Here is a 25,735-nt window from a genome sequence, read left to right as displayed (position 1 = left end):
GATTTGGATTTTGGGCCGGACCGGCCTAAAATCATCCTGTTCCAGTCCAGACCCGCTTGCGCGGCGGTCAGTCCTTCTTTGGTCCCGGCTTCGGCGCCGGAGGAATGATCGTTTGTGTCGGAGTTGCGGTCGGTGTTGTCGGCCTTGCCGGGGCTGCGGCGGGCGTTGCCGGTCTTGCCGGTTTTGCGCCATCGAGATTTCCAAGAAGGGATGAGATGGCATCGTCACCTTCGAAGCCGGCTTCCTTCAGCAATTTGTCGAGGATCGGTTTATTCGCCTGATAGGAGAGGAGCTGGCTGGCCAGTCCTTCGCCGAGCCCGATGCCGTTTCCGCCGGTCGCTCCGTTTCCGCGGCCGAGCATGCCGCCGGTATCGAATATCCTGATGTCGGAGATCTTCTCGATCGGCTTGACCGCTTCGGCGAGCGCCTGCGGAATGATGCGGATCCGTTCGCGGGTGATCTCGAACTCGATGATAGCAGAGCTCAACTTGTTGCGCGCGTCGTTGAGCAATGCCTCGCTCTCGGCCGCGGCCTTGCCGGTTTCGAGAATGCCCTTGGCCTTGATGATCGCCGCATCCGCCTCGGCGGTCGCGAGCGTCTTGATGGCCTCGGCCTGGTCGCTTGCCGCCTGTTTTTCGGCTTCGGCGCCGACGGTGACGGCGGTCGCTTCCGTCTCGGCTTTCTTGCGTGCGTCGATGACGGCAATCTGCTTTTCGCGTTCGGCAATCTCGATCGCCTTGGCGGTGCCGACTTTTTCCTCCGCCGCTATCGCCAGCGCGCGGGCCGTTTCCGCAGCCGCCTTCGCCTCGGATTCTTCACGGCTCTTGTTGGCAACGGCGATGGAGCTTTCCTGTGCCACGATCTGGAGGTCGCGCTTGGCTTCGGTTTCGCGTTGCTGGACGGCGCGGGCGGCGTCGATGTTGGCGCTTTCGCGAGCCTGTTTGGCAGATGCCTCGCGTTCGGCGATCGCCTGTTCGGAAGCGATGCGGGCTTCCTCCTCGGCGCGTTTTGCGGCCTGCTCCTGCTGCGCGGTTTCGGCGCGTGTCGCCGCGGATTTGTTGGCGATGTCCCGTTCCTGGCTGAGTTCGGCTTCCCGCTTGGTCCGCTCGATGGTCAGCGATTGCTGGCGGGCCTCGAGATCCTTCTGGGCGATGGCGACTTCGGTGTCGCGAACGATCTCGTTCCGCTCCTTCTTGCGTCCCTCGGTGATGCGGGTCAATGCCGCAAGGCCTTGCGCGTCGAAGAAGTTGTTGGCGTTGAAATGCTTGATATCGGTCTGGTCGAGGCGTGTCAGCGACACGGATTCGAGTTCGAGGCCGTTCGACTGGAGATCGGCGCCGACAGCTTCCTGCACGGCCTTGACGAAATCCATGCGCTGTTCCTGCAGCGCGTCGAGATTCATCGTCGCGGCCACCGAGCGAAGGCCGTCGACGAATTTCGCCTCGATCAGGATGCGGAGAGCCTCGGCGTCGTTGGTGCGGTTGCCGAGTGTCTGAGCTGCAAGCGCAATCGAGGAGGCATCGGGTTTCACGCGCACATAGAACTCGGCGCCGATATCGACGCGCATGCGGTCCTTGGTGATCAGTGCATCGCCTTCACCGCGGCGAACCTCGAGCCGCAGCGTCTTCAGGTTGACCCGGGCGGTCGAATGGAAGATCGGCAGAACGACCGAACCGCCGTCGAGCACGACCTTCTGGCCGCCGAGACCGGTGCGCACATAGGCCTCATCGCGGCTGGAGCGCGTGTAAAGAGAGGCGAGGACAAAACCGATGCCGAAGATCAGAACAATCCCAATGCCGGCTGGTAGAATAACGTCGTACATCATTGCTGCTCCCTCAAAGATTGATTGTCCGCATCGGTGGGGTCGACCGGCGCGGGAATGGCGATAAACACATTTGCCTTGTGATCGACGAGAAGAACCAAAGCGCCGATCGCGAGTGGACCTTCGCCCTTGGCGGCTCGGGCTCGAAGCACATGCCAGTTTCCATGCTGATCCTTGACGCGGACGCGGCCCGGCAATCCCTGATCGAGCGGGCCGATCGACACCTCGGCTGTCCGGCCGAGCAAGGCGTCGAGATCGACCGCATAGGTTTCGTCGTGCGGTACGATCCGCGCCACGGTTCTGCTCGACGCCCTGACCATGGGGATGGTTGCGAGCGCGGCAGGTATGACGGCTATCAAGCTTGGCAGCGGCGCCCAGAAGGCGTTGGCGACGGCCTGCAACGCAAAGCCCGTCATCGCGAAGAAGCCGAGCGTCAGCATCATGAGAATCAGTAGCGGAACACCGCCGAGATTGAGCCAGGAGAGATAAGCCAGAATGCCGTCATGGCCATGAACCTCTGGCTTTCCTAGGAATTCCGTCATCGAAAAACCCATGACCATCGCGAGCATCTCGATCGCGGTCAGGCCGACAAGGATCGCTGCGGCGATGGCGAAGGGCGCACATTCAGGGGCGAAAAGGAGTGCCATCGTGTTATTGGTTATCCGCCTTGAAGCGTGCGAGCCGGGCTTCGATTGCCTGTTCGCGGTGCAGCCGGTCGAGTTCGTCCAATTCGGAACTGTGGCCATGCTCGCCAGCGGGAACTCCGGTCAGCCGCGAGACCGCCGCAGCAGCGCGCGCAGCATCTGCACCCGGTGCGGGCTGGCTGTGACCGGCCGCTGCCTGTTCGGGATGCCGTGCGAGACTGCGTTTGAAATCAGCAAGGCGGGCGTCCGCCTCGCGGCGCGTGGCGAGCACGGCCTGCAAGGCTTTCTGGCCTTCGTCCACCTGTTCCCTAGCATCGGCCAGTGCCTTATCGAGCGCTGCGATCTGGGATTCGAGATCGATCTGGCGGGCAACGCCGGCCTTTGCCAGGTCATCCCGCTGAGACGAGACGGCGATGCGGATCTTTTGGTCGAGCGCGTTCAGGTCTTCGACGATTTCGTCTTTGCGGCTCTGGATGCGGTATTCCTCCGCACGCGCCTTGCCGAGATCGGTGCGGGCCTCATCCGCCGCTGCGTCGATCTCGCGGATCGCCTGTTCGATGACGGCAATCTTGTTGACACCTTCCGCCTTGTCGATCGCCGCATTCGCGATGCCCGCGATCAGACGGCCCATGCGTGAGAGAATGCCTTCGTTCGTCATGTTTTCCTCCATCCGAGCGGAATTCGGCGTAACGCCAATGTGAATCTCGTAGCGATCCTGGCCTGCAACGAGATAGGCTGGAAAAATACTCTCCCATCCCCGTGAATAACCCGCGACATCGAAGGGCACGGCAACACGTCCGTGCACCGTGGCGATCGTCAAGTCCGAGGGACCTTTGATGGCGAAGAGCTTGTCGTCGAGCGGCAGATGCAGCGGATCGGCGGTGACGCCGCGATTGGCGGCGAAATCGCGAAGGCCGAGCGTGACCAACCTTGCCGGCAGGCCCGTCTGGTCGCGGACGGTTTCATAGGCAAGGTCATGCAGCACGACGAGATTTGCGCCGGTCCTGTCGGAGACGAGGCCGGTCAGGATTTCGATCATCCTGAGATAGGCGGCAATGGTGTCGTCCAGCGCCTGCCGGGCACTGTCGTCAGGTGTCAGCGTGTAGCGCAGCAGCGATGGATGCGGTGTCTTGCCTGTGGTAGCCATGGGTAAAACATAAAGCACCGCTTTTGTGCTTTCAAGAGGTCGCGCTAAAAATACAACCTAAGCTTAACGTGCGGTTAGAAGGACTGAGGCAGCGTCCAGTATCGAGATATTTGGGGAGCCGTTGCTACATACGTCGCTATTGGCAGCTTTATTGCCGGCCGTCGATGATTGAAGAATTCACATCGTTGATGTCGCGCTTGCCGCAGAGCGCCATGGTGATGTCCATCTCCTTGCGGATGATGCCGAGTGCCAGCGATACGCCTTCCTTGCCCATGGCGCCGAGACCATAAAGGAAGGGGCGGCCGATATAGGTACCTTTGGCGCCGAGTGCCACGGCCTTCAGCACGTCCTGGCCGGAGCGGATGCCGCCGTCGAGATGGATCTCGATACGGTCGCCGACGGCATCGACGATCTTCGGCAGCATGCTGATCGAGGAGGGGGCGCCGTCAAGCTGGCGCCCGCCATGATTGGAGACGACGATCGCATCGGCGCCGGTGTCGGCGGCTGCCTTCGCATCCTCCGGATCGAGTATGCCCTTGATGATCAGCGGGCCGCCCCATTGTTCCTTGATCCAGGCGACATCCGCCCAGGACAGCCGCGGATCGAACTGCTCGTGCGTCCATGCGGAGAGCGAGGCGATATTGGTGACATTTTTCGCATGGCCAACGATATTGCCGAAGTTGCGGCGCTTGGTCTGCAGCATGTCCAGGCACCAGAAGGGCCGGGTCGCCATCTGCCAGACGTGTTTCGGGGTGAATTTCGGCGGCGCCGACAGGCCGTTGCGCAGATCCTTATGCCGCTGGCCGAGGATCTGCAGATCGGCGGTCAACACCAGTGCCGAGCATCCGGCGGCCTTGGCGCGGTTGATGAGGTTGACGACGAAATCCTTGTCCCTCATCACGTAGAGTTGGAACCAGAAGGGGCGCGTCGTCGCTGACGCCACGTCCTCGATCGAGCAGATGCTCATCGTCGAAAGCGTGAAGGGAACGCCGAACTCCTCGGCGGCGCGTGCCGCCAGCATCTCGCCATCGGCATGTTGCATGCCGGTCAGGCCGGTTGGCGCCAGCGCCACCGGCATCGACACTTTCTGGCCGATCATCGTCGTCGCCAGTGTGCGGTTGGTCATGTCGACCATCACTCGCTGGCGCAGCTTGATCTGGCTGAAATCGCTCTCGTTGGCTGCATAGGTCGATTCCGTCCAGGCACCCGAATCCGCATAGTCGAAAAACATCTTCGGCACACGGCGCCGTGCGAGTTTTTTCAGGTCAGCGATGGTGAGCGGAGCGGCCATGAATCGAACCTTCACATCTGAATGCGGCCATCGGCCATAACATGAATTTGGCAGGAGCGTTACGGGAAACTGGCCGTGCCGGGCTGCTTTCACGGTCCGAATTCGAGAGTAACAGGGCGTGTCATTGAAGCTCCTTCTTCAACGCAATGCCGGCCACATAGGTCTCGGCGATCGCCCGGTCGTCGCCCATCGTCTGCAGCAGGAAGAGTTCTTCGGACAGCGTCTTCACCACTTCCATCTTCAGCGCCATGGCCGGTGTCGCTGTTGCATCGAGAACGACGAGATCGGCCTCGGTGCCGGGTTCCAGTGTGCCGATCCGGTCCGCCAGCGACAGGGCTTCGGCATTGCCACGCGTCATCAGGTAATAGCTTTCCAGCGGGTTCAGCCGTTCGCCGAGCAACTGCTGGATTTTGTAGGCTTCGTCCATCGTCCGCAGCATCGAATAGCTGGAACCGCCGCCGATATCGGTCGCTACCCCGATGCGAACAGGCTTTTCCCGCCGCGCCAGCGCCTTCAGTGGAAACAGGCCGGAGCCGAGGAAAAGGTTCGAGGTCGGGCAGTGGACGGCGACGGCGCCCGCCTCGCTCATGGCATCGGCTTCGCGCTCGGACAGGTGGATGGCGTGGCCGAAGAGGCTTTTCGGCCCGAGCAGGCCGTAGTGGGCGTAGATGTCGGTATAGTCGAGCGCGTCGGGATAGAGCTCGCAAGTGAATTTGATCTCGTCGTGGTTTTCCGAAAGATGCGTCTGGATGTGCAGGTCAGGAAATTCACGGGCAAGCGCTGATGTCGCTTCCATCTGCGCCGGTGTCGAGGTGATGGCGAAGCGCGGAGTGATGGCGACGTGGTTGCGGCCCTTGCAGTGCCAGTCCGATATCACCTGGCGGGTCTCGTCATAGCCCATCTCGGGCGTGTCGAGCAGGCCCTGCGGGGCATTGCGGTCCATCATCACCTTGCCGCCGACCATGCGCATGTTGCGCCTCAGCGCCTCGGCAAAGAAGGCGTCGGCCGAGGTCTTGTGCACGGAGCAATAGGCGACCGCCGTCGTCGTGCCGTGGCGGATCAGTTCGTCATAGAAATGCGTGGCGATCCTTTCAGCATGGGCGCTTTCGACGAAACGGCACTCCTCGGGAAAGGTATATGTATTCAGCCATTCGAGCAGGTTGGCGGCGTAGGAGGCAATCACCTGCATCTGCGGAAAATGCAGGTGCATGTCGATGAAGCCCGGCATGATCAGATGCGGGCGGTGGTCGATCTCGGCCGTGTCCGCGGATGCTTTTGCCTTGACGTCGGCATAGGGGCCGACCGCCGCGATCAGCCCATCTTCGACCAGCAGGCCGCCATCCTCTTCGTAAAGATAGCTTTGGCTGTCGGCGAGGCTCAGCGGCGCGCGATGGAAGGAAAGCAGGCGGCCGCGCAGGAGTGTCGTCGTCATTGTTGCTTGCCTTCGACTGCGCTCTCGAACCAGGCGACCAGCAGCTTGCGCTCGTCCGGCGTGATATCGGTGATGTTGCCGGGCGGCATGGCATGGCTGCGGCCCGCCTGTATATAGATCTCGCGGGCATGGGCGGCGATTTCCGCGTCGTTTTCGAGCATCACGCCCTTGGGCGGCCGCGCGATACCCTCATAGACCGGCTCGGCCGCGTGGCACATGGAACAGCGCGTCGAGACCAGTTGCTTGACGGCGGGGAAATGCGGATCGCCGGCGAATTGCTGGAAGGCGGGCGCGACGGCTGCCGCATCCGTTTCGCCGGTCAGCAGCTTCGGCACGGTCGAAAGCCAGATGATCAGGATGAAGAGAATGACGGTGACGATCCAGGTCCAGGTCGGCCGGCCTTTCCTGGCATGCGTCGTGTTGAACCAGTGGCGGATGGTGACGCCCATCAGAAAGACCAGAGCCGCGATCACCCAGTTGAACTGCGTACCGAAGGAGAGCGGATAATGGTTCGACAGCATGAAGAAGATGACGGGCAGCGTCAGGTAGTTGTTATGCAGCGAACGCTGCTTGGCGACCTGCCCATATTTGGGATCGGGAACCCGTCCGGCGATGAGGTCGGCGACGACGATCTTCTGGTTCGGAATGATGATCATGAAGACGTTGGCCGACATGATTGTCGCGGTGAAGGCGCCGAGATGCAGGAAGGCGGCGCGGCCGGTGAAAAGCTGCGTATAGCCCCAGGCCATGAAGACGAGCACGACATAGAGCACCGCCATCAGCCCCCAGGTATTCCGCCCAAGCGGCGACTTGCAGAGCAGATCGTAGACGACCCAGCCGAGGGCAAGCGACCCTAGCGAGATCAGGATTGCGACGGGCGGGCTGATATCCAGCACATGCCGATCGATCAGGAAGAGGTCGGCGCCGCCGTAATAGACGATGCACAGCATCAGGAAGCCGGAAATCCAGGTGAAATAGCTCTCGTATTTGAACCAGGTCAGGTGCTCCGGCATCTGGGCGGGCGCCACCAGATATTTCTGGATATGATAGAAGCCGCCGCCATGGACCTGCCATTCCTCGCCATAGGCGCCGGGCGGTAGATGCGGGCGTTTCACCAGTCCGAGATCGAGCGCGATGAAATAGAAGGACGATCCGATCCAGGCGATCGCGGTAATGACATGGAACCAACGCGCCGCGAAGGCGAGCCATTCCCATGCTATGGCATATTCATACATCGAGTTCCCCTATCTTCCTCCGACTCGCGACATTGCGGAAATTTTGGCGGGGAGGGAAGAGGAGATTGAACGACTGCACACGCGCAACGACCGGCGCGGCCAAAGGAGCAATGGAATGATCACCGCGCTCTACAGCGATCAAGTCATCGCCGAAAACGCGCCGATGGACCGCCGGCTTGCCGCGCTCATCCTCTCGCGTGGGAACCGCGTCGGCTATATCACGTCCGGTCCGGACCCGCAGCGGGGGTTTTTCGATGAGAAGCGGCGTTATTACATGACGTACGGGCTTCTTCTCGATCCTTTCGTCGATCTCGACACACTCTCCGGCGACGAGGAGATCAACCGGCTGCTTTCCTGCGACGCCATCCATCTTTCCGGCGGTCATACCGGCGATTTTCTGAGAAGGCTGCGACAAAGCGGCATGCTGGACAAGTTGCGCTCATGGGCACTGGACGATGGCATTCTCATCGGAACCAGCGCCGGGGCGATTTTGATGACGCCGACAATCGCCATCGATGCGCTCTTTTCCGGCGGTTCGCCTGATGCGGTGCAGGATGGCGCGGCTCTTGATCTCCTGCCCTTCGAATTCTTCCCGCATCTGAACGACGATCCCGGCTATCTCTCCGCGCTGCTGCGCTACAGCGAGACGACGGCAAGACCCATTCTCGCGTGCCGGGACGGCGAAGGTCTCATCCTCGGCAACGGACTCGTCGAGATCTTCGGCGCTCCGCTGACGATTTCCGGCGGTTTTGCCGAAGCTGCCGATCGCAGCCGCATCGCCGATCTGCTGTCGCGTGCCTAAAAGCTGCCGAGAAGGCTGTGTATTATCCCTGCCTTATACTTGATCTGCTAATTCAGCAGGCCTTGAACTACGACGACTCGATTACAGTTATTTTGCGGGCCGCCGGAATAAAATAAGAACCGTTAGATCATCGGCGGCGCATTCATCGACGGAGAAGATGCCCATGCGCAGCATTCTGACGTGTGTGATGATTGCGTATGCGTCGTTGGCGACGGCTCACGACGCACCTTCGGGGTGGAGTTATGACCCCTATTGTTGCAACGGCGACAGTCATAATGGCGATTGCCAGATGATCCCTTCAAAAAGCGTGGCGGTGACGCCGGGCGGATATCGTGTGACGCTGCTGCCGGGCGACCACCGGCTGGTCACGCATGCTCATGTCTTCCTGCTGCCGATGACGAAGGCGATGCAATCCGGCGACAATGACTACCATCTCTGTCTGTTCCCAAACGAGGACACGCCGCGGTGTTTTTATGCGCCGGAGATGGGATATTGAGGGCGGACCACAGGACCGGACCCGGCTCACGAACCGGGTTTGGCATGTCGTTGTCCGAAAAATAGTTTTAGGCGACATGCATCAATTGCCGGCTGCCATCATCTCCTCGAGGATCCAGTTGCGGAAGGCCTTGATCTTGGGCACGTTGCGACGGTTTTCGGGGTAGACGAGCCAGTAGGCCTTGCCGTCGCTGCGGGTCAGTTCGAAGGGCTGATAGAGCCGGCCGAGCGCGATCTCAGCCGCATAGAAGGCCGGATGCAGAATGGCGACGCCATGGCCGGCGATCGCCGCATCGGCTTCCACCGCCTGGGAGCCGAGCTGGTTGCGCGGGCGCCGATCGAGATCCGTCTCCGTGATGCCGGCTGCCTCGAACCATTGTTTCCACCAGATGTCGCCGGCGTCGAAGAGATCGAACTTCAGGAGATCTCGCGGTTCTTTGATGCCGCCTGCCGTCTCCGCTAGCTTCGGGCTCAGCATCGGCGTGAATTCCAGGCCCATCAGCCGGTGCAGCGCCAGCCCCGGCCAGTTGCCGTCGCCCCAGCGGATGCCGACATCGATCTGCTCGCGGCCGAAGTCGATAATATCCGAACTCGCCTGAAACCGCACAGCGATCGCCGGATGTTTCAAGTGGAAGGAGCCAAGGCGCGGCGCCAGCCACTTCGAGGCGAAGGTATGGGTCGAACTGATGGCGAGCGTGCCTTCGACGCTGTCGCGCGCCGTCGCCATCGCGTCGTGCAGCATGGCGAAAGCTTCGGTTACCTTCGGCGCCAGCCGCTCGCCGGTGTCTGTCAGTGCGATCTGGCGCGGACGACGCAGGAAGAGCGGCTCGCCGACATTCTCCTCCAGCAGTTTGATCTGATAGCTGACGGCGGTCTGCGTCATGCCGAGCTCGTTGCCTGCCTTGGTGAAACTTCCAAGCCGGGCAGCGGTCTCGAAGACGCGCAACGCATTCAGCGGGAATTGTTTCGACAGTTTCATGGATAAGTTCTCTTGATGCAGGCAGACGGTCGTTCGATTGGAATTGCAGCATTTTTTGCCGCAAGCTGCAACTCATACCATCAAACCATCGAGGTGATGTCATGGATTGCTATGCTATCGAACAGAGCCCGCCGCAGCCGACCATCGGAATTTTCCGGCGCATCGGCGGCCGGCTGGCGCGGATCTGGCGCATGCCCAGCCTCGATCTCGATACGGCGCCCGATCGCGTCAAGCGCGATCTCGGTTTCCTCGACGGGCGCGATCCCTATTACGAAGACGAGCGCATGCGGTAGGCGCCAAGCGCCGTCAGGATCTCGGCGGCGGTCATGACGGCGATCACTTCAGGGCGTTTGTCCCTGACCGCCGCGCCGCCGATCGGCAGCGTCAGCCGCTCCATCCAGCCGCGTTCTCCGCCGCCTTCGCGGGAAAGCCAGCTGGCGAAGGTGGCGCGCTTGGTCGCCGAGCCGATCATGCCGGTATAAGCGAGATCCGTTCTTTCCAGCGCTTCGCGGGCGATGAGGAAATCCAGCGCGTGGTCGTGCGTCAGGATGACGACCACGCCGCCGGCCGGAATAGCCTTCACCAGTGCTTCCGGCATCGGCACGAGCCGCGTCTTCGTCTCGGGAGGCAGGTTGGCGAGTTCCTCCTGCCGCGTCTCGACGACCGTCACCGACAGCGGCAGCGGCGCGAGGGCTGTTGCCAGCGCCCGGCCGACATGGCCGGCACCGAAAAGATAGACCTCGGGCAGACACTCGATCTCACTGGTTAGCCTGGCTCCTATTTCGTCAGCTAGCGCCTGCGTCACCCGGCGAAACCGCAATTGCGTGCGCCCACCGCAGCACTGGCCAATATCGGGCCCGAGCGGGATATCCATCTCCGCCACCCCGCCGGTTCCCGCCAACATGTCCCGCGCATTCGCGATCGCCATGAACTCGAACTGGCCGCCGCCGATCGTGCCCCACAATGCGGTTTGCGATACCAGCATGAAGGTACCGGCCTCGCGTGGGGTGGAACCTTGTGTGCCAGTGATGTCGACGAGGATGCAGTCTGGGTGGGTGGCGAGGAAGGGGTGGATGTCGGTCATGGGTGGCTGACCGATGGGTTCAGGCGTGTGTCACCCCCCTCTGTCCTGCCGGACATCTCCCCCACAAGGGGGGAGATCAGTATGAGGCGGCGGCTTCCCGGAACAAAGAAGTCGTCGCGTAGAGTCGGACTTTGGTGATGTAGCGGAAGGGTAGCGAAGCGCAGAGCGTTCCGTCTTGCTGATCTCCCCCCTTGTGGGGGAGATGTCCGGCAGGACAGAGGGGGGTATCGCTCACTCCAAGCTCTCTGCCCGTCCCGATCAACCGTCGGGGGCAACAAATGAGCCGGACGCGTTTCCATCTCCTACACCCGCTTCATCCGCTCGACTGCCATCAGCACCCGCTCCGGCGTCGCCGGGGTGTCGAGCCTCGGGCAGACCTTGTAGTTGGCGACGCTTGCCACCGCCATCGACAGCGCTTCCAGCACCGAGATCGCCAGCATCAAGGGTGGTTCGCCGACGGCCTTGGAGCGGCCGATGGTGGCCTCAGTGTTCTCGGACCATTCGGCAAGGCGCACGTTGAAGATCTTCGGACGGTCGGAGGCGAGCGGGATTTTGTAGGTCGAGGGGGCATGGGTGCGCAGCCGGCCCTTGTCGTCCCACCAGAGTTCTTCCGTCGTCAGCCAGCCCAGTCCCTGCACGAAGGCGCCTTCGACCTGGCCCATATCGATCGCCGGATTCAGCGAGCGGCCGACATCGTGGAGGATGTCGGTGCGGTCGATCAGATATTCGCCCGTTAGCGTGTCGATCGAAACCTCGGTGCAGGAGGCGCCGTAGGCGAAATAATAGAAGGGTGTGCCGCGGCCGGCCTTGCGGTCCCAGTGGATCTTCGGCGTCTTGTAGAAGCCGGCGGCGGAAAGCTGGACGCGGGCGAAATAGGCCTGCTTGATGAAATCGGGGAAGGGGATTTCGATCTCGCCGACGCGCACGCGGTTCGGCAGGAAGACGACATCGACGGCCTCAACATCCCATTTCTCGGCGGCGAAGGCTACCAGCCGTTCCTTGATCTGTCGGGCAGCGTCATAGGCGGCCATGCCGTTGAGGTCCGAGCCGGAGGACGCCGCGGTGGCCGAGGTATTCGGCACTTTGGCGGTGGTCGTCGCCGTGATCTTCACCCTGTCGATATCGACCTGGAAACTGTCGGCCAGCACTTGCGCCACCTTGGTATAGAGGCCCTGGCCCATTTCGGTGCCGCCGTGGTTCAGGTGGATCGAGCCGTCCTGGTAGATGTGGACGAGGGCGCCGGCCTGGTTGAAGGCTGTCATGGTGAAGGAGATGCCGAATTTGACCGGCGTCAGCGCGATGCCTTTTCTGATGTAGCGACTGTCGCGGTTAAAGGCGATGATGGCGTTGCGCCGCGCCCGGTATTCGGTCGTTTCCTCCAGCTCCTCGACGATGCGGGCGATGATATTGTCCTCAACCTCCTGATGGTAGGGGGTGAGTGTGCGCTCCGAACCCGGCTGGCCGTAGAAATTCAGCTTGCGGACATCCAGCGGGTCCTTGCCGACGGCATAAGCGATCTCCTCGATGAAGCGTTCGGCGCCGAGCATGCCCTGCGGCCCGCCGAAACCGCGGAAGGCGGTGTTGGAGACGGTGTGCGTCTTCAGCGGCTTCGAATTCAGATGCACATGCGGATAGAAATAGCTGGAATCTGCATGGAAGAGCGCACGGTCGGTCACCGGTCCCGAGAGGTCGGAGGCGAAACCGCAGCGCGCCGCATAAGTGGCGTGGACCGCATGGATGCGGCCTTCGGCGTCGAAGCCGAGCTCGTAATCGACGAGGAAATCATGGCGCTTGCCGGTTGCACTCATGTCTTCGTCGCGGTCTGGACGGAATTTGATCGCGCGGCCGAGCTTCTTGGCGGCGATCGCCGCAAGGGCCGCGAACTGGTTGCCCTGCGTCTCCTTGCCGCCGAAGCCGCCGCCCATGCGGCGCACATTGACGGTCACGGCGTTCGAAGGAATATCGAGAACGTGGCCGACGATGTGCTGGATCTCGCTCGGATGCTGCGTCGAAGACCAAACGGTGACCTCGTCATCCTCACCGGGGATCGCCACCGCGATATGGCCTTCGAGGTAGAAATGTTCCTGTCCACCGATGCGCATCTGACCTTTCAGACGCATGGCGGCTTTGGCCATTTCCGTGTCAGGCTCGCCGCGCCTCAGCGTCATCGGAGTGATGACGAGCGGGCTGCCATTGGCGAGCGCGCCGTCGATATCGCTCCAATGCGGCAGGTCACGATAGTCGATCTTTGCCAGCCGTGCGGCGCGGCGGGCGGCATCACGCGTCTCGGCGATGACGGCAAAGATCGGCTGGCCGTGGAATTGAACTAAAGTTTCGGCCAGCAGCGGCTCGTCATGGCTGCCGTTGGAGCTGACGTCGTTGACGCCGGGCACGTCCTTGCCGATGAAGACCCAGACCACGCCGGGATAGGCGGCGACCGCGGAAAGGTCGATGCTGAGGATTTCGGCATGCGCCCGGTCGGAGAGGCCGAGGGCGCCATGCAGCAGACCTGCGGGTTCGGGAATATCGTCGATATAATCGGCGGTTCCGGTGACATGCTTATGTGCTGAATCATGCTGCAGCGAGCCGTGCATCGGCCCCGCGATGATGGCCTTGCGGTCTTCGAAGGTGGATTTGTCCATTAGCGGTGTCCTCCTTCGCGAGGATGTGTGGTGCCGCGCGGCCCCCTCATCCGCCCTTCGGGCACCTTCTCCCCGAGGAGAGAAGGGGGAAAAGAGACGGCGCGGCAGTCGCTTCTCCCCAGCGGGGAGAAGGTGGCGGCAGCCGGATGAGGGGGGTGGCTTGCGCTGACATGTATTATCTTCATCACGCCACCTCCTCGAATCGCTTCAGTTCCGCCGGCGCTCCAACCGTCTCAAGATAGAACCGCGTCAACAGGTTCTTCGCCGTCAGCTGGCGGTATTCCGCCGTGGCGCGCCAGTCGGTCAGCGGTTGGTAGTCGGCGTCGAATGCGGACCGGGCTGCCTCGATCGTCGCTTCCGTCCATGGTTTGCCGATCAGTGCTGCCTCCACGATGCGGGCGCGTTTCGGCGTCGCCGCCATGCCGCCGAAGGCGATGCGGATGTCGGTGATCATCTCGGCCGCGTCGAGCGTCAGCAGGAAGGCGCCGAGGACGGCGGTGATGTCCTCGTCGCGGCGCTTGGTGATCTTGTACGCGGCAAAGCGATTGGTTGCTGCCGGGTAGGGCACGAAGACGCTCTCGACGAATTCGCCGGGCTTCCGATCCTGCTTGCCATAGGCGATGAAGAAATCCTCGAGCGGCATTCTGCGCTGGCCTTGCAGGGACCGCAGCGTCAGCGTCGCGCCGAGCGCGATCAGCGGCGGCGGGCTGTCGCCGATCGGCGAGCCGTTGGCGATGTTGCCGCCAATCGTGCCCATGTTGCGCACCTGCTCGCCGCCGACGCGATCGATCAACCGGCCGAGCGCCGGGATTTTCTTTGAGATTGCTTCGAAGGCCCTGGTGTAGCTGACGCCGGCGCCGATAGTGACGCCGTCTTCGTCTTCTCTGACCGACTGCAGTTCGCTGAGGTGGTTGATGAAGACCACCGGGCTCAGCCTGCGCATCTGCTTCGTCACCCAAAGGCCGACATCCGTCGCGCCGGCGACGATGATCGCGTCGGATTCCTGCGAAAGGACCTCGGCCAGTGCCTGCATCGAAGCCGGCACGATCAGCCGGTCTTCGCCATTCGCAATCCTGATCGTGCCGCTCGCCAGCATTGCCCAAAGCCGCGAGACGATTTCAGAACGCGTCCGTTCCAGCGGGTCGAAGAGTGTGCTCGGCCGCATCAGGCTCACCTGCTCGGCGGCCTTGACGATCGGCTCGTAGCCCGTGCAGCGACAGAGATTGCCCTGCAGTGCCTTTTCGATTTCTTGGCGGCTCGGCTTTTCCTTGGCGAGCCAGAGACCGTAAAGAGACATGACGAAACCAGGGGTGCAGAAGCCGCATTGCGAGCCGTGGCAATCGACCAGTGCCTGCTGCACCGGATGCAACGCGCCGTCCCTGCCGGCCAGATGCTCGACCGTTACCACATGGGTGGCGTGCAGCGAGCCCATGAAACGGATGCAGGCATTGACGGATTCATAGGCGAGTTTGCCGTCCGCCAGCCGGCCGACGAGTACGGTGCAGGCGCCGCAATCGCCTTCCGCGCATCCTTCCTTGGTACCCGTCAGGCGTCGCTTCAACCGCAAAAAATCGAGAAGCGTCTCGGTTGGCCCGACATCGGTGAGCGCGATGTCCTCGCCATTCAGAATGAAGCGGATGCTGTCGTTCATGATATTCCCGGTTGTTTTTCCAAATGGTTAAGCCGCTGTCCAGCCACCGTCAATCGAGATGTGCGTTCCGGTCACCTGCCGGGCCGCGTCGCTCGCGAGATAGAGTGATAGTGCGCCGATTTCCTCGGCCTTGACGAATTCATGCGTCGGCTGCGCCTTGAGGATGACCTCGCTCTTTACTTGTTCCTCGGTCATGCCGCGCGCCTTGGCGGTATCAGGTATCTGCTTCTCGACGAGCGGTGTCAGCACGTAGCCGGGGCAGATGGCGTTCACGGTCACGCCGAATTCGGCGAGCTCCAGCGCTGCCGTCTTCGTCAGGCCTAATATACCATGTTTGGCCGCGACATAGGCGGATTTGAAGGGGGAGGCGACGAGCCCGTGGGCCGAGGCGATGTTGATGATGCGACCGTACTTCTTCGCCTTCATCAGCGGGATCGCGGCGCGCATGGTATGAAAGGAGCTCGACAGATTGATCGCAATGATCTGATCCCATTTCTCGATCGGGAAATCCTCGATCTTCTCGACATGCTGGATACCGGCATTGTTGACCAGGACATCGACGCCGCCGAAGGTCTTGGCGGCCGTTTCGATCAGGTCGGCGATCTCGGCGGGCTTCGTCATGTCGGCCGGATGATATAGCGCCCGGCCTTTGGACATTGATTCAAGTCGTTCGACGATCGCCTTGATTTCATCTGCCTTTCCGAAACCGTTGATGACGATGTTGTCGCCCGTTTCGGCGAAGGCAGTGGCGATCGCAAGGCCGATGCCGCTGGTGGAACCGGTGACGACGACTGTTCTGCTCATGCTGTTCTCCCTGAAATCGCGATGCTGCGTTGCAGCGTTGGCTGCGAAGTTATGCCCAAAGCCGGCGGGCTGGCAATTCCGCTTTATTCGCTTTTCTCGCCCGCATCCGTGTCCTATTGATTTGCTTCGACAATTGACATGCTGAGGGAGGGTTTTCATGAGCGGATATGTTCTGGCGATCGATCAGGGAACGACGTCGACGCGGGCGATCGTCTTCGATGGCGACATGCATGTCGCCGGCAAGGGCCAGAAGGAATTTACTCAGATCTATCCGCGCTCCGGCTGGGTCGAGCACGATCCCGAGGAGATCTGGGATTCGGCTGTCTCCACCGTCCACATGGCGCTGCGCGATGCCGGGATCGAGGCCAAAGATGTTGCAGCGCTCGGCATCACCAACCAGCGCGAGACCGTGGTCGTCTGGGAGCGCGAGACGGGCCGGCCGATCCAGAATGCCATCGTTTGGCAGGACCGGCGTACGGCAAGCTATTGCGACAATTTGAAACGACAGGATCTCGAGCGGCTGTTCACCAAGAAGACCGGCCTGATCCTCGATCCCTATTTTTCCGGCACCAAGCTCTCCTGGATGCTGGCTAACGTGAAGGGCGCGCGGGCGCGCGCCGCCAGGGGCGATCTCTGCTTCGGCACGATCGACACCTTCCTGATCTGGCGGCTGACGGGTGGCAAGAGCTTCGTCACCGATGCCACCAACGCCTCGCGCACGCTGATGTACAACATTGCCGAAAACGCGTGGGACGAGGATCTGCTCGATATTCTGAGGGTCCCCGCCGCCATGCTGCCGGAGGTCAAGGATTGCGCCGCCGATTTCGGCACGGTCGATCCTGATATTTTCGGTGCTGCTATCCCGATCCTCGGCGTGGCCGGCGACCAGCAGGCGGCAACCATTGGCCAGGCGTGTTTTGCGCCTGGCATGATGAAATCGACCTACGGCACCGGCTGCTTCGCACTGCTCAACACTGGCGCCGATATGGTGCGTTCCAAAAATCGGCTGCTGACCACCATCGCCTATCGCCTGAACGGCGAGACGACCTATGCGCTGGAGGGTTCGATCTTCATCGCGGGTGCGGCCGTGCAGTGGCTGCGGGACGGGCTCGGCATCATCGGCAAGGCCGGGGATACGAATGAACTCGCCGAGAAGGCCGATCCGACGCAGGAGGTTTATCTCGTGCCCGCCTTCACCGGCCTCGGCGCGCCGCACTGGGATGCGAAGGCGCGCGGTGCGATCTTCGGGCTGACGCGCAACAGCGGCCCGGCAGAACTCTCCCGTGCGGCGCTGGAGGCCGTCTGTTATCAGACCCGCGATCTGCTCGACGCCATGCAGAAGGACTGGAAGAACGGCACCGACGACACCGTGCTACGCGTCGACGGCGGCATGGTCGCCTCCGACTGGACGATGCAGCGTCTTGCCGATCTGCTTGACGCCCCGGTCGATCGCCCGGTGATCCTGGAGACGACGGCGCTGGGTGCAGCCTGGCTCGCAGGCAGCCGGGCGGGGGTGTGGCCGGACCGGGACGGTTTTTCGGCGACGTGGAAACGGGATCGGCGGTTCGAGCCCGAGATGGACGAGAAGGTGCGGGCGACAAAGCTCAAGGGCTGGAAGAATGCTGTCCGGCGAACACTGAGCGAGGGGTAAAGGCGATGAGAACCGCGTCGTAGCCCGCTCGTTTCCGCGAGTTGGTTCGCTATTTCTTCAACCACGGCGTCGCCGTGCTCCAGAAGATCACGTTCGCGCCGAGATAATCCCCAGCAAAGGCGGTGAATTCGGCCTTGGTGAAGGGCTTCTTCGTCACCGGGTTCTTGTAGGTCAGCGTCGGCTCCTGCACGGCCATGCCGACATAGGCGAGCTTGCCCTTGTACTTGTTGAAGAAGGGATAGGAGTTCTTCATCTGCGCCTTGCGGTTCGGCACGATATCGGGGCCGCCGAGGCCAATATTGTTCTTCGCCGCGAAGTCGAAGAGGCGGCCCATGTAATTGTGGTCGTTCTCCCATTCGCAGGGCCAGAAGTTGACGTATTGCACCACCATCGACTTGGCGAAGGCTTTCCTGGCAAAGGCGAGGTTTGCCATCTCGCCCTCGAAATAGGCATCGCAGCTATAGCCTTTCGGCTCATGCTTGGGATCGAGGTCCATCGCCGTCTCCGGCAGGTTGACGCCGTACACCTTGCCGTCGAACTTTTCGGCCAACGCCTTCAGCAGCGCCTGATAACGCTCGCGCACGGCCGGGTTCCATTGCTGCGCCACCCAGCCGAAGCCGACCGGCTTGTTTTCGCCGGGATTGTCAAACTGGGCAGTGAGACCGCCGTCATATTCCGGGTCGTTCAACATGTACCCTGGAATGTTGCGCGCCTTCGGCTCGAAGAAGCGATCCTGGACCTGGATGAAGAGTTTTTTGTTCAGGCTTTCTGCGAGTGCCAAGTCCTTCTCGATCTCCGAAAAATCATATTGGCCCTTGGCCGGTTCCAGGCTCTTCCAGTTGTAGACGACCTGGACGCCTGAGATATCCGGCCGCGAGAGCAGCGCCTTCGAGGCCTCGAGTTCGCCGGAGCTGGTGTAGATGAAATTTTCCGCGGCGGATGCTGCATGATGCAGGGAAACGAAGGCAGCGCAGGCAAACAGCAGGCTTTCAAGCGGTTTCATTTTGCGTCCTGATAGCCGCGAGTTGATCGGTGCGGCGGCAAACACATCCGATGCAAAATGGGCAACTCCGTGACATCTGCTCCAGAACCGGCGGCGTGGTTAATCGCGCGGCGCGGCCTTTGTTACCGGCAGGGTTCAGACATTTTCCAGCGCGCCGAGATGCACCTTGGCGTGGCGCTTGCGATACTCGGCAGGCGTCACACCGATCTGCCTTGCGAAAGCTCGGCGCAGCGTATCGGCATCGGCAAAGCCGCATTCGACGGCGACCTGCTTTGGCGTATGGCCTTCTTCCAGCAGCCGCCGTGCGGCGGAGATGCGCGCCGCTTCCACCCAGGCGGCGGGTGTCATGCCGACCTCGTCGCGGAACAGCCGAGCGAAGTGGCGGGGGCTCAATTCCATTCGCTGCGCCAGCGTCGCGACGCTGTGGTTGACCGCGGGATTGGCGGCGATCCAGCGCTGGACCTCCTGCAGGGCCGAGCGGCCGGCAGGTGCTGCCTCGCCTTTGCGGCTGAACTGCATCTGCCCACCCGGCCGCTTGAAGAACATCACGAGCTGGCCCGCTATCTTCATGGCGATCTCATGGCCAAGATCCTCCTCGACGAGCGCCAGCGCAAGATCGAGCCCGGCTGTGACACCGGCCGCGGTCCACAACTGGCCATCCCTCACATGGATGGCATCCGCCTCCACCGTGATGTCAGGATAGGCTTCGGCCAACCTGTCGGCGACAGCCCAGTGGGTGGTGACGCGGCGGCCGTCGAGCAGGCCGGTCGCGGCAAGCAGGAATGCGCCGCTGCAGACGGAGCCGTATCGCCTTGCCGCCGGCGCTGCCGAGCGCAGCCAGGCGACCATCGCGGCATCCGGTTGAATATCCGCCGCATTCGGACAGCCGGCGACCAGCAGCGTATCCACCGCGCCGATATTGTCGCCGATGACGTAGTCCGCCACCAGCCGAACGCCGGAGGAGCTGCGGATATGGCCATGGCCGACGGCGATCACCACGGGTCGATAGACCTCCCTGCCTGTCTGGACATTGGCTTCGGCAAAGACGTCGAGCGGTCCCGAGACATCAAGAAGCTGGACGCCCGGAACAGCGAGAATGGCAATGGTCTTCGATCTGGTCACGGCGGCGTCCTGTCGATACCGGTTTTGGCAGAAAATGACGTATTACGTCGATTTATGACATATGCACCTGTTCTAATGTGGAAGCAGGTTCAAACGCAAGGAAAAAAGCCATGACCCTGACGATCGACGGCATCAGCATTCCTAACAGCAAGCTGGCGCGCGAGGTGACGGAGGTGGTGCGAGACACTGCCTCGCCGCTGCTCTTCCACCATTCCAGCCGTGTCTATTATTTCGGCGCGCTGGCCGGCAAACAGCGCGGCCTCCGCTTCGATCCGGAGCTACTTTATACTGGCGCGATGTTCCATGACATGGGGCTCACCCACCAGCATAGCAGCGCGGATGAGCGTTTCGAGGTTGATGGCGCCAATGCGGCGCGCGATTTCCTGAAGAGCCGCGGCATTGCCCAGGCCGATATCGACACCGTCTGGACGGCGATCGCGCTGCATACGACGCCGGGCATTCCGCAGCATATGCACCCCGTCGTGGCGCTGGTGACAGTGGGTGTCGAAATGGATGTGCTAGGACTGACCTACAAGGACTACAGCGATCAGCAGCGCGAGGCGGTAGTGCATGCCCATCCGCGCGGCGATCAGTTCAAGGAACAAATCATTCAGACCTTCTATGAAGGCATCAAACACAAGCCGGAGACCACCTTCGGCAACGTCAAGGCCGATGTTCTGGCCGACAAGGATCCGCACTTCCACCGCGGCAATTTCTGCAGCGTCATTCGTTGCTCGCACTGGGCAAGCTGACCCAAAAGGGCGGTGACCCTCTCCGGTCGCCGCCCCTTTATTATCAATAGCGCTTTATTTCCCATCAATAATTTTTTGATGCGGCCTGTCGGGTAAGCGGTTACTCCTTCGTCATTCGAAAAGAGGAGTGAGCAATGCTTTATGCAATCCTTTGTTACGCCCATGAGGAAACCGTCTTCGCCTGGAGCAAGGAGGAAGAAGCTGCCGTCATGGAGAAACTCTACGCCGTGCAGGAGCCCCTTGCCGCATCCGGCAAACTCGGCCCTGTCGGCCGGCTGATGCCGACCACGGCTGCGACCACAGTGCGCAAGGGCAAGGACGAGCCTTTGGTCATTGACGGACCTTTTGCGGAAACGAAAGAGGCGCTTCTCGGCTTCTATGTGGTCGACTTTGAAACGCTCGACGAGGCGATCGCCTTCTCGAAGCAGCTTTCATCCGTCAATCCAGGTTCCACCTCTTACGAAATTCGGCCTTTCTACGTCTTCAGGCCCGGAGATGCTTCATCATGACAGACATTGCCTGGATCGACCTCGCGCTTGCATCGGCCCGCCCTAAGGCGCTCGGCGCGCTGCTGCGCTATTTCCGCAATCTCGATACCGCGGAAGAGGCGTTTCAGGAAGCCTGTCTAAGGGCGATCCGGACATGGCCGGAGAAAGGGCCACCGCGTGATCCCACAGCCTGGCTCATCTTCGTCGGCCGCAACAGCGGCATCGATGCGGTGCGCAAGCGGGCGAAGATCCAGGCTCTGCCGGATGAGGACGTCATCTCCGATACCGAGGATGCCGAAAGCGACATCGTCGAGCGGCTGGACGATTCCAACTATCGCGACGACATTCTGCGGCTGCTGTTCATCTGCTGCCATCCCGATCTACCCGCGACCCAGCAGATCGCGCTGGCGCTGCGCATCGTCTCCGGCCTTTCGGTGCCGCAGATCGCGCGTGCCTTCCTGGTTTCCGAGAGCGCTATGGAACAACGCATCACCCGGGCCAAGGCGCGCGTCGCCAAGGCCGGCGTGCCTTTCGAAACGCCGAGCCCGCAGGAGAGGGCCGAACGGCTCTCGATCGTCAGCACGATGATCTACCTGATCTTCAACGAGGGTTACAGCCAAGCCGATCCCAGGCATGAGGCGGCAGCCTTCAGCGACGAAGCGATCCGGCTAGCTCGGTTGATGCTGCATATCTTCCCGTCGGAACCGGAGTTGATGGGGCTGCTTGCGCTGATGCTCCTGCAGATCTCACGCCGGCCGGCGCGCTTCAACGCCGGAGACGAGATCGTGCTGCTCGAAGATCAGGATCGGTCGCTCTGGAACCGGCCCTTCATCAACGAGGCCTTAGCGCTACTCGACAAGGCGCTACGCCATCGTCAGCCCGCTCCTTATCAGATTCAGGCAGCCATCGCCGCTGTTCACTCCCGCGCAAAACGTGCCGAGGATACAGACTGGGTGGAGATCGATCTGCTCTATCGCGCGCTGGAGCGTCTCCAGCCGTCGCCTGTCATAACGCTCAACCGGGCCGTCGTCGTCTCCAAGCTCCAGGGTGCGCAGGATGCGCTCGACCTCATTGATCCGCTTGGCGAAAAACTCGGCGGCTATTTCTACTATCACGGCTTGCGGGGCGGGCTGCTGAAGCAGCTTGGCTTGACCAGCCAAGCGCGCGAAGCCTTCGACCGCGCCATTGCACTGGCCCATTCGGCGGCAGAGGCAGCCCATATCCGCCGACAGATCGACAAGATGCAGGAAGATGCCACGCAGCCGATCGCAAAATAAATTGCGAAGAAGCCGGCGGGCTGTCGGAACGGCGAACTTCGACACGTCCTTGTAACAACCTGACAGGAAACAGGTTTCATTCAAATGGAGAGATGTCGACATGACCGCCAGCACGCAACATGAACTCGTCCTCGTTCGCGAATTCGATGCGCCGCGCGAGAAGATCTACAAAGCATGGACCGATCCTGATCTGATGAAGCAATGGTTCGTGCCGCGTCCCTGGGGTGTGACCGAAGCGACGCTCGACGTCCGCCCCGGCGGTTCCAGCGTCATCGTCATGCATGACCCCGAGGGCAATCAGTACCCAAACCGCGGCGTCTATCTCGAGATCATCGAGAACGAGAAGATCGTCTTCACCGATGCCTATACCAGCGCCTGGGTGCCTTCCGAGAAACCTTTCTTCACAGGCGTCATCCTGCTCGAAGATCTCGGCAACGGTCGCACGAAATATACGGCCAAGGCGCTGCACTGGCGCGCGGAGGACAAGGAAGCGCACGAGAAGATGGGCTTCCACGAAGGATGGGGCAAGGCAGCGAACCAACTGGCGGAGCTGCTGGCGAAGATGTGAGCGCGGGGGCGAGGCGGCGCGGCCCTTTTCGTCATCTGCCGTGTGAAATCATTCGAGAGATGATTCCGCTCGCCCCTTGAAGTGCTTGATCCGGAATCGAAATTGGTGATCGGCGGTCTCTCCAGGTGCCGTTTGGCGCGACGTGTGCCAATCTTCCGCCATGATGGGCTATGTCTATATTCTCGCATCGAAGCGCAACGGCACGCTCTATGTTGGCGTGACGCGCGATCTGGCAGGGCGTTTGTACGAACACCAGAATGAACTGACGCCGGGCTTTACGTCGAGATATGGCGTCAAGATTTTAGTGTGGTTCGAGGAATACGACCTCCTGACGACCGCGATCACGCGTGAGAAAACGATCAAGAAATGGCCGCGGCAGTGGAAGCTCAATCTCATCGAGAGGGAGAATCCCGAATGGGAGGATATCTCGTTTCATCTTTTGGGTTTGTGAGAAGATGAGTCTCTCGTCGCGCGGACGCGCGACTGCTGGATTCCTGTGACAAGCACAGGAATGAGGGAGTTCTAGGTGTATGTGGAGTTCAACAACAATCGCCTACCCAATATGACGATAATGCTTTGAATGATAACAGATACTAGTGGCAGAGTGCATACCTCTTGCTCCCTCATTCCTGTGCTTGTCACAGGAATCCAGCAGCGCCGTGTCCACGGCGCAAAGACTCTTTGCCGTCTCGCGATGAAGTCCATTAACCGTCCGAAACACAACGCCGCCTATCGAAATTCTCGAACATTCCGTTCCAGAATTTGTATTTGCGCTCTATCCCCGGCATCCTTATCTCAACCGAGAATTCAACAGGATGCCGATGATGGAACTGGGGCTTTACACATTCGCCGACGTCAATCCCAACCCTTCCCGCAGCAAGGGCGCGGAAGCGGCCGAACGGCTGAAGCATCTTATCGAGGAAGTCGAGCTTGCCGATCAGGTGGGGCTCGACGTCTTTGGGCTCGGCGAACATCATCGGCCGGATTATGCGGCGTCGGCTCCCGCGGTCGCGCTGGCGGCCGCCGCCGTTAAGACGAAGAACATCCGGCTGACAAGTGCGGTCACCGTGCTCTCGTCCGATGATCCGGTGCGCGTCTTCCAGCAGTTTTCGACGCTCGATCTGATCTCCAACGGCCGCGCCGAAATCATGGCGGGGCGTGGCTCCTTCATCGAGTCCTTCCCGCTGTTCGGCTATAATCTCGAAGATTACGACCAGCTTTTCGAGGAGAAGCTCGATCTGCTGCTGGCGCTGCGCGACAGCGAGGTTGTGGAGTGGAAGGGTGAACTTCGCGCGCCGATCAACGGGCGCGGCGTCTATCCGCGACCGCTGCAGGATCCGTTGCCGTTGTGGGTTGCGGTCGGCGGTACGCCGCAGTCGGTGGCGCGCGCCGGCGCGCTGGGCCTGCCGGTGGCACTGGCGATCATCGGCGGTGAGCCGCGCCGTTTTGCGCCGCTCTTCGATCTCTACCGCGAGGCGGCGCGCCGGGCAGGGCAGGATCCAGCGAAGCTGAAGACCAGCATCAACGTCCATGGCTTCATCGCCGATACGACGGAGGCGGCGGCCAACCAGTTCTATGGGCCTCAAGCCGAGGTGATGAACCGTATCGGCCGCGAGCGCGGCTGGGGACCGACGAACCGGGCGCATTTCGACATGTCGCGTGGGCCGAACGGCGCGCTCTTCGTCGGTGATCCTGAGGCGGTCGCCGAAAAGATCATCGCCCATCATGCACTCTTCAAGAACGACCGCTTCCTGCTGCAGATGGCGATCGGCCTGATGCCGCATGCCGAGATCATGCGCGGCATCGAGCTTTACGGCACGAAAGTCGCGCCGATCGTCAGAAAGGCGTTGACTGATAGCAGCGAAGAGGCGAAAGCGACGGCTTGACGAGCGCATAACGCCGAAAATCGGAATCGATTTTCGAAACGGAGTATGCGCAGATTTGAAGTGACAGAGCGTCCTTAGGCTTCCTGTTGGAGGCGCGGCGCTCAAGGCGGCCGCTGCCGCCCCTGCGCAAGGCCGGAACAGACGAATGGTTATCGCAAACGACGACGAACTGGTAAAGCTCAAGGAGATCGGTCGCATCTGCGCCAACGCCATACAGGTGATGGCGGCGGCAATGGAACCCGGCATGACGACGCTGGAACTCGACCAGATCGGCCGCAAAGTGCTCGAGGATTCGGGCGCGCGTTCGGCGCCGGAGTTCTGCTACCAGTTTCCCGGCGCCACCTGCATCAGCATCAATGAGGAAGTCGCCCACGGTATTCCCGGCCCGCGCGTCATCCGCGCGGGCGATCTCATCAATATCGACGTCTCGGCGGAAAAGGATGGCTTCTTCGCCGATACCGGCGCCTCCTTCACCATGCCGCCGGTCAAGCCGAAGATCGAGCGGCTCTGCCGCGACGGCAAGCGGGCGCTTTGGATCGGGCTCAACCAGGTCAAATCGGGCGAGCCGCTTGCAAAGATCGGCACAGCCGTCGGCGCTTTTGCGCAGAAGAACCGCTATACGCTGGTCGCCAATCTGGCGAGCCACGGCGTCGGCCGCTCCCTGCATGAGGAGCCGGCCGAGCTCTCGACCTGGCCGGACCCTTCGGAAAAGCGGATGATGACGGAAGGTCTCGTCTTCACCGTCGAGCCGTTTCTCTCACTCGGCGCGACATGGGCCGAAGGCGGCGACGATGCCTGGACGCTCTATGCCGATCCGAAGGCGCCGACCGTGCAATACGAACACACGGTGGTGGCGACGCGCAACGGGCCGGTGATTCTGACCTTGCCGGATGAGCGGGCGTAGGGCGTTAGGGAGCGCCTCGCCGTTCAAGGTTTGCATCTCCACGACGCTTTGTAGGG

General features: G+C 61.4%; 24 protein-coding genes. 11 read left to right on the top strand and 13 right to left on the bottom strand.

Annotated features, from left to right (window positions below):
- Window positions 1-67: 67 nt before the first annotated feature.
- The 6 genes from AC25BC_RS15915 to puuD all read right to left on the bottom strand — a co-directional run bounded on the left by AC25BC_RS15915 (window position 68) and on the right by puuD (window position 7,571).
- The gene (locus AC25BC_RS15915; protein ID WP_017994884.1) at window positions 68-1,825 is read right to left on the bottom strand and encodes a flotillin family protein; all 1,758 of its coding nucleotides are present in this window, start codon (window positions 1,823-1,825) and stop codon (window positions 68-70) included.
- Window positions 1,822-2,469: an OB-fold-containig protein gene (locus AC25BC_RS15910; protein ID WP_012758551.1), complete on the bottom strand. Its 648-nt coding sequence runs from the start codon at window positions 2,467-2,469 to the stop codon at window positions 1,822-1,824. The genes AC25BC_RS15915 and AC25BC_RS15910 overlap by 4 nt, the downstream gene beginning before the upstream one ends.
- A gap of 4 nt (window positions 2,470-2,473) precedes the next feature.
- Complete coding sequence (locus tag AC25BC_RS15905; RefSeq protein ID WP_041935564.1) at window positions 2,474-3,631, bottom strand: PspA/IM30 family protein; 1,158 nt, start codon at window positions 3,629-3,631, stop codon at window positions 2,474-2,476.
- 130 nt (window positions 3,632-3,761) lie between these two features.
- On the bottom strand, window positions 3,762-4,904 hold the full coding sequence (locus AC25BC_RS15900) for an alpha-hydroxy acid oxidase (RefSeq protein WP_012758549.1): 1,143 nt from the start codon (window positions 4,902-4,904) through the stop codon (window positions 3,762-3,764).
- A gap of 121 nt (window positions 4,905-5,025) precedes the next feature.
- A complete protein-coding gene (guaD, locus tag AC25BC_RS15895; RefSeq protein ID WP_017994882.1) occupies window positions 5,026-6,336 on the bottom strand; it encodes a guanine deaminase in 1,311 nt (436 codons plus the stop codon).
- Entirely contained in the window at window positions 6,333-7,571 is a 1,239-nt protein-coding gene (gene puuD, locus AC25BC_RS15890) for a urate hydroxylase PuuD (protein WP_012758547.1), read from the bottom strand. The genes guaD and puuD overlap by 4 nt, the downstream gene beginning before the upstream one ends.
- 115 nt (window positions 7,572-7,686) lie before the next feature.
- On the opposite strand from puuD, the gene AC25BC_RS15885 reads away from it, so the two are divergent.
- Together AC25BC_RS15885 and AC25BC_RS15880 are read left to right on the top strand one after the other, a co-directional pair.
- Window positions 7,687-8,373, top strand: coding sequence for a Type 1 glutamine amidotransferase-like domain-containing protein (locus tag AC25BC_RS15885; protein ID WP_128438234.1), 687 nt, complete (start codon window positions 7,687-7,689; stop codon window positions 8,371-8,373).
- A 163-nt stretch (window positions 8,374-8,536) separates the two neighbouring features.
- Entirely contained in the window at window positions 8,537-8,869 is a 333-nt protein-coding gene (locus tag AC25BC_RS15880; RefSeq protein WP_003565666.1) for a hypothetical protein, read from the top strand.
- Between the two features lie 81 nt (window positions 8,870-8,950).
- Here AC25BC_RS15880 and AC25BC_RS15875 read toward each other — a convergent pair whose 3' ends face one another.
- Window positions 8,951-9,847, bottom strand: coding sequence for a LysR substrate-binding domain-containing protein (locus AC25BC_RS15875; protein ID WP_128438233.1), 897 nt, complete (start codon window positions 9,845-9,847; stop codon window positions 8,951-8,953).
- A gap of 101 nt (window positions 9,848-9,948) precedes the next feature.
- On the opposite strand from AC25BC_RS15875, the gene AC25BC_RS15870 reads away from it, so the two are divergent.
- Window positions 9,949-10,140, top strand: coding sequence for a hypothetical protein (locus AC25BC_RS15870; RefSeq protein WP_012758544.1), 192 nt, complete (start codon window positions 9,949-9,951; stop codon window positions 10,138-10,140).
- On the opposite strand, the gene xdhC is transcribed toward AC25BC_RS15870, so the two are convergent.
- From xdhC to AC25BC_RS15850, 4 genes are all read right to left on the bottom strand, one after another.
- Window positions 10,116-10,931 (bottom strand): xanthine dehydrogenase accessory protein XdhC, encoded by an 816-nt coding sequence (gene xdhC / locus AC25BC_RS15865; RefSeq protein WP_128438232.1) that lies wholly within the window; start codon window positions 10,929-10,931, stop codon window positions 10,116-10,118. The two genes, AC25BC_RS15870 and xdhC, sit on opposite strands and share 25 nt — an antisense overlap.
- A gap of 302 nt (window positions 10,932-11,233) precedes the next feature.
- Window positions 11,234-13,573, bottom strand: coding sequence for a xanthine dehydrogenase molybdopterin binding subunit (gene xdhB / locus AC25BC_RS15860; RefSeq protein ID WP_128438231.1), 2,340 nt, complete (start codon window positions 13,571-13,573; stop codon window positions 11,234-11,236).
- Window positions 13,574-13,757: 184 nt separating this feature from the next.
- On the bottom strand, window positions 13,758-15,224 hold the full coding sequence (gene xdhA / locus AC25BC_RS15855; RefSeq protein ID WP_012758540.1) for a xanthine dehydrogenase small subunit: 1,467 nt from the start codon (window positions 15,222-15,224) through the stop codon (window positions 13,758-13,760).
- A gap of 27 nt (window positions 15,225-15,251) precedes the next feature.
- Window positions 15,252-16,028, bottom strand: a complete 777-nt coding sequence (locus tag AC25BC_RS15850) for a 3-hydroxybutyrate dehydrogenase (RefSeq protein ID WP_012758539.1) — start codon at window positions 16,026-16,028, stop codon at window positions 15,252-15,254.
- A 157-nt stretch (window positions 16,029-16,185) separates the two neighbouring features.
- On the opposite strand from AC25BC_RS15850, the gene glpK reads away from it, so the two are divergent.
- Window positions 16,186-17,679: a glycerol kinase GlpK gene (gene glpK, locus AC25BC_RS15845; protein ID WP_012758538.1), complete on the top strand. Its 1,494-nt coding sequence runs from the start codon at window positions 16,186-16,188 to the stop codon at window positions 17,677-17,679.
- A gap of 49 nt (window positions 17,680-17,728) precedes the next feature.
- Here glpK and AC25BC_RS15840 read toward each other — a convergent pair whose 3' ends face one another.
- Window positions 17,729-18,682 carry a hypothetical protein gene (locus tag AC25BC_RS15840; RefSeq protein WP_128438230.1) on the bottom strand — a complete coding sequence of 318 codons (954 nt, stop codon included), beginning with the start codon at window positions 18,680-18,682 and terminating at the stop codon, window positions 17,729-17,731.
- Between the two features lie 135 nt (window positions 18,683-18,817).
- Window positions 18,818-19,804: a GlxA family transcriptional regulator gene (locus AC25BC_RS15835; RefSeq protein WP_012758537.1), complete on the bottom strand. Its 987-nt coding sequence runs from the start codon at window positions 19,802-19,804 to the stop codon at window positions 18,818-18,820.
- Window positions 19,805-19,914: 110 nt separating this feature from the next.
- Between AC25BC_RS15835 and AC25BC_RS15830 the strand changes: the two genes are divergently transcribed.
- The 7 genes from AC25BC_RS15830 to map all read left to right on the top strand — a co-directional run bounded on the left by AC25BC_RS15830 (window position 19,915) and on the right by map (window position 25,679).
- Window positions 19,915-20,556: an HD domain-containing protein gene (locus AC25BC_RS15830; RefSeq protein ID WP_012758536.1), complete on the top strand. Its 642-nt coding sequence runs from the start codon at window positions 19,915-19,917 to the stop codon at window positions 20,554-20,556.
- A gap of 134 nt (window positions 20,557-20,690) precedes the next feature.
- The gene (locus tag AC25BC_RS15825; protein WP_011653034.1) at window positions 20,691-21,065 is read left to right on the top strand and encodes a YciI family protein; all 375 of its coding nucleotides are present in this window, start codon (window positions 20,691-20,693) and stop codon (window positions 21,063-21,065) included.
- On the top strand, window positions 21,062-22,321 hold the full coding sequence (locus AC25BC_RS15820; RefSeq protein ID WP_012758535.1) for an RNA polymerase sigma factor: 1,260 nt from the start codon (window positions 21,062-21,064) through the stop codon (window positions 22,319-22,321). The genes AC25BC_RS15825 and AC25BC_RS15820 overlap by 4 nt, the downstream gene beginning before the upstream one ends.
- Before the next feature lie 100 nt (window positions 22,322-22,421).
- Window positions 22,422-22,889 (top strand): SRPBCC family protein, encoded by a 468-nt coding sequence (locus AC25BC_RS15815; protein WP_012758534.1) that lies wholly within the window; start codon window positions 22,422-22,424, stop codon window positions 22,887-22,889.
- Between the two features lie 160 nt (window positions 22,890-23,049).
- Entirely contained in the window at window positions 23,050-23,340 is a 291-nt protein-coding gene (locus tag AC25BC_RS15810; RefSeq protein ID WP_012758533.1) for a GIY-YIG nuclease family protein, read from the top strand.
- A 373-nt stretch (window positions 23,341-23,713) separates the two neighbouring features.
- Window positions 23,714-24,775, top strand: a complete 1,062-nt coding sequence (locus AC25BC_RS15805) for an LLM class flavin-dependent oxidoreductase (RefSeq protein WP_041935686.1) — start codon at window positions 23,714-23,716, stop codon at window positions 24,773-24,775.
- 145 nt (window positions 24,776-24,920) lie between these two features.
- The gene (gene map / locus AC25BC_RS15800) at window positions 24,921-25,679 is read left to right on the top strand and encodes a type I methionyl aminopeptidase (RefSeq protein WP_128438229.1); all 759 of its coding nucleotides are present in this window, start codon (window positions 24,921-24,923) and stop codon (window positions 25,677-25,679) included.
- The last annotated feature ends 56 nt before the right edge of the window (window positions 25,680-25,735 follow it).

Source organism: Rhizobium sp. WSM409, assembly GCF_057653825.1.
The sequence above is the reverse complement of the archived record's forward strand: the minus strand, read 5'-3'. Positions and strand labels throughout refer to the sequence as shown.

What these genes read in the sequence shown, in the direction of transcription:
- AC25BC_RS15850 (WP_012758539.1), bottom strand. Translation starts at nt 16,028, where the DNA reads ATGAGCAGAACAGTCGTCGTCACCGGTTCCACCAGCGGCATCGGCCTT.
- AC25BC_RS15900 (WP_012758549.1), bottom strand. Translation starts at nt 4,904, where the DNA reads ATGGCCGCTCCGCTCACCATCGCTGACCTGAAAAAACTCGCACGGCGC.
- map (WP_128438229.1), top strand. Translation starts at nt 24,921, where the DNA reads ATGGTTATCGCAAACGACGACGAACTGGTAAAGCTCAAGGAGATCGGT.
- xdhC (WP_128438232.1), bottom strand. Translation starts at nt 10,931, where the DNA reads ATGACCGACATCCACCCCTTCCTCGCCACCCACCCAGACTGCATCCTC.
- AC25BC_RS15825 (WP_011653034.1), top strand. Translation starts at nt 20,691, where the DNA reads ATGCTTTATGCAATCCTTTGTTACGCCCATGAGGAAACCGTCTTCGCC.
- AC25BC_RS15805 (WP_041935686.1), top strand. Translation starts at nt 23,714, where the DNA reads ATGGAACTGGGGCTTTACACATTCGCCGACGTCAATCCCAACCCTTCC.
- AC25BC_RS15915 (WP_017994884.1), bottom strand. Translation starts at nt 1,825, where the DNA reads ATGATGTACGACGTTATTCTACCAGCCGGCATTGGGATTGTTCTGATC.
- AC25BC_RS15820 (WP_012758535.1), top strand. Translation starts at nt 21,062, where the DNA reads ATGACAGACATTGCCTGGATCGACCTCGCGCTTGCATCGGCCCGCCCT.
- xdhB (WP_128438231.1), bottom strand. Translation starts at nt 13,573, where the DNA reads ATGGACAAATCCACCTTCGAAGACCGCAAGGCCATCATCGCGGGGCCG.
- AC25BC_RS15875 (WP_128438233.1), bottom strand. Translation starts at nt 9,847, where the DNA reads ATGAAACTGTCGAAACAATTCCCGCTGAATGCGTTGCGCGTCTTCGAG.
- xdhA (WP_012758540.1), bottom strand. Translation starts at nt 15,224, where the DNA reads ATGAACGACAGCATCCGCTTCATTCTGAATGGCGAGGACATCGCGCTC.
- AC25BC_RS15870 (WP_012758544.1), top strand. Translation starts at nt 9,949, where the DNA reads ATGGATTGCTATGCTATCGAACAGAGCCCGCCGCAGCCGACCATCGGA.
- puuD (WP_012758547.1), bottom strand. Translation starts at nt 7,571, where the DNA reads ATGTATGAATATGCCATAGCATGGGAATGGCTCGCCTTCGCGGCGCGT.
- AC25BC_RS15840 (WP_128438230.1), bottom strand. Translation starts at nt 18,682, where the DNA reads ATGAAACCGCTTGAAAGCCTGCTGTTTGCCTGCGCTGCCTTCGTTTCC.
- AC25BC_RS15830 (WP_012758536.1), top strand. Translation starts at nt 19,915, where the DNA reads ATGACCCTGACGATCGACGGCATCAGCATTCCTAACAGCAAGCTGGCG.
- AC25BC_RS15810 (WP_012758533.1), top strand. Translation starts at nt 23,050, where the DNA reads ATGATGGGCTATGTCTATATTCTCGCATCGAAGCGCAACGGCACGCTC.
- glpK (WP_012758538.1), top strand. Translation starts at nt 16,186, where the DNA reads ATGAGCGGATATGTTCTGGCGATCGATCAGGGAACGACGTCGACGCGG.
- AC25BC_RS15815 (WP_012758534.1), top strand. Translation starts at nt 22,422, where the DNA reads ATGACCGCCAGCACGCAACATGAACTCGTCCTCGTTCGCGAATTCGAT.
- AC25BC_RS15910 (WP_012758551.1), bottom strand. Translation starts at nt 2,469, where the DNA reads ATGGCACTCCTTTTCGCCCCTGAATGTGCGCCCTTCGCCATCGCCGCA.
- AC25BC_RS15880 (WP_003565666.1), top strand. Translation starts at nt 8,537, where the DNA reads ATGCGCAGCATTCTGACGTGTGTGATGATTGCGTATGCGTCGTTGGCG.
- AC25BC_RS15885 (WP_128438234.1), top strand. Translation starts at nt 7,687, where the DNA reads ATGATCACCGCGCTCTACAGCGATCAAGTCATCGCCGAAAACGCGCCG.
- guaD (WP_017994882.1), bottom strand. Translation starts at nt 6,336, where the DNA reads ATGACGACGACACTCCTGCGCGGCCGCCTGCTTTCCTTCCATCGCGCG.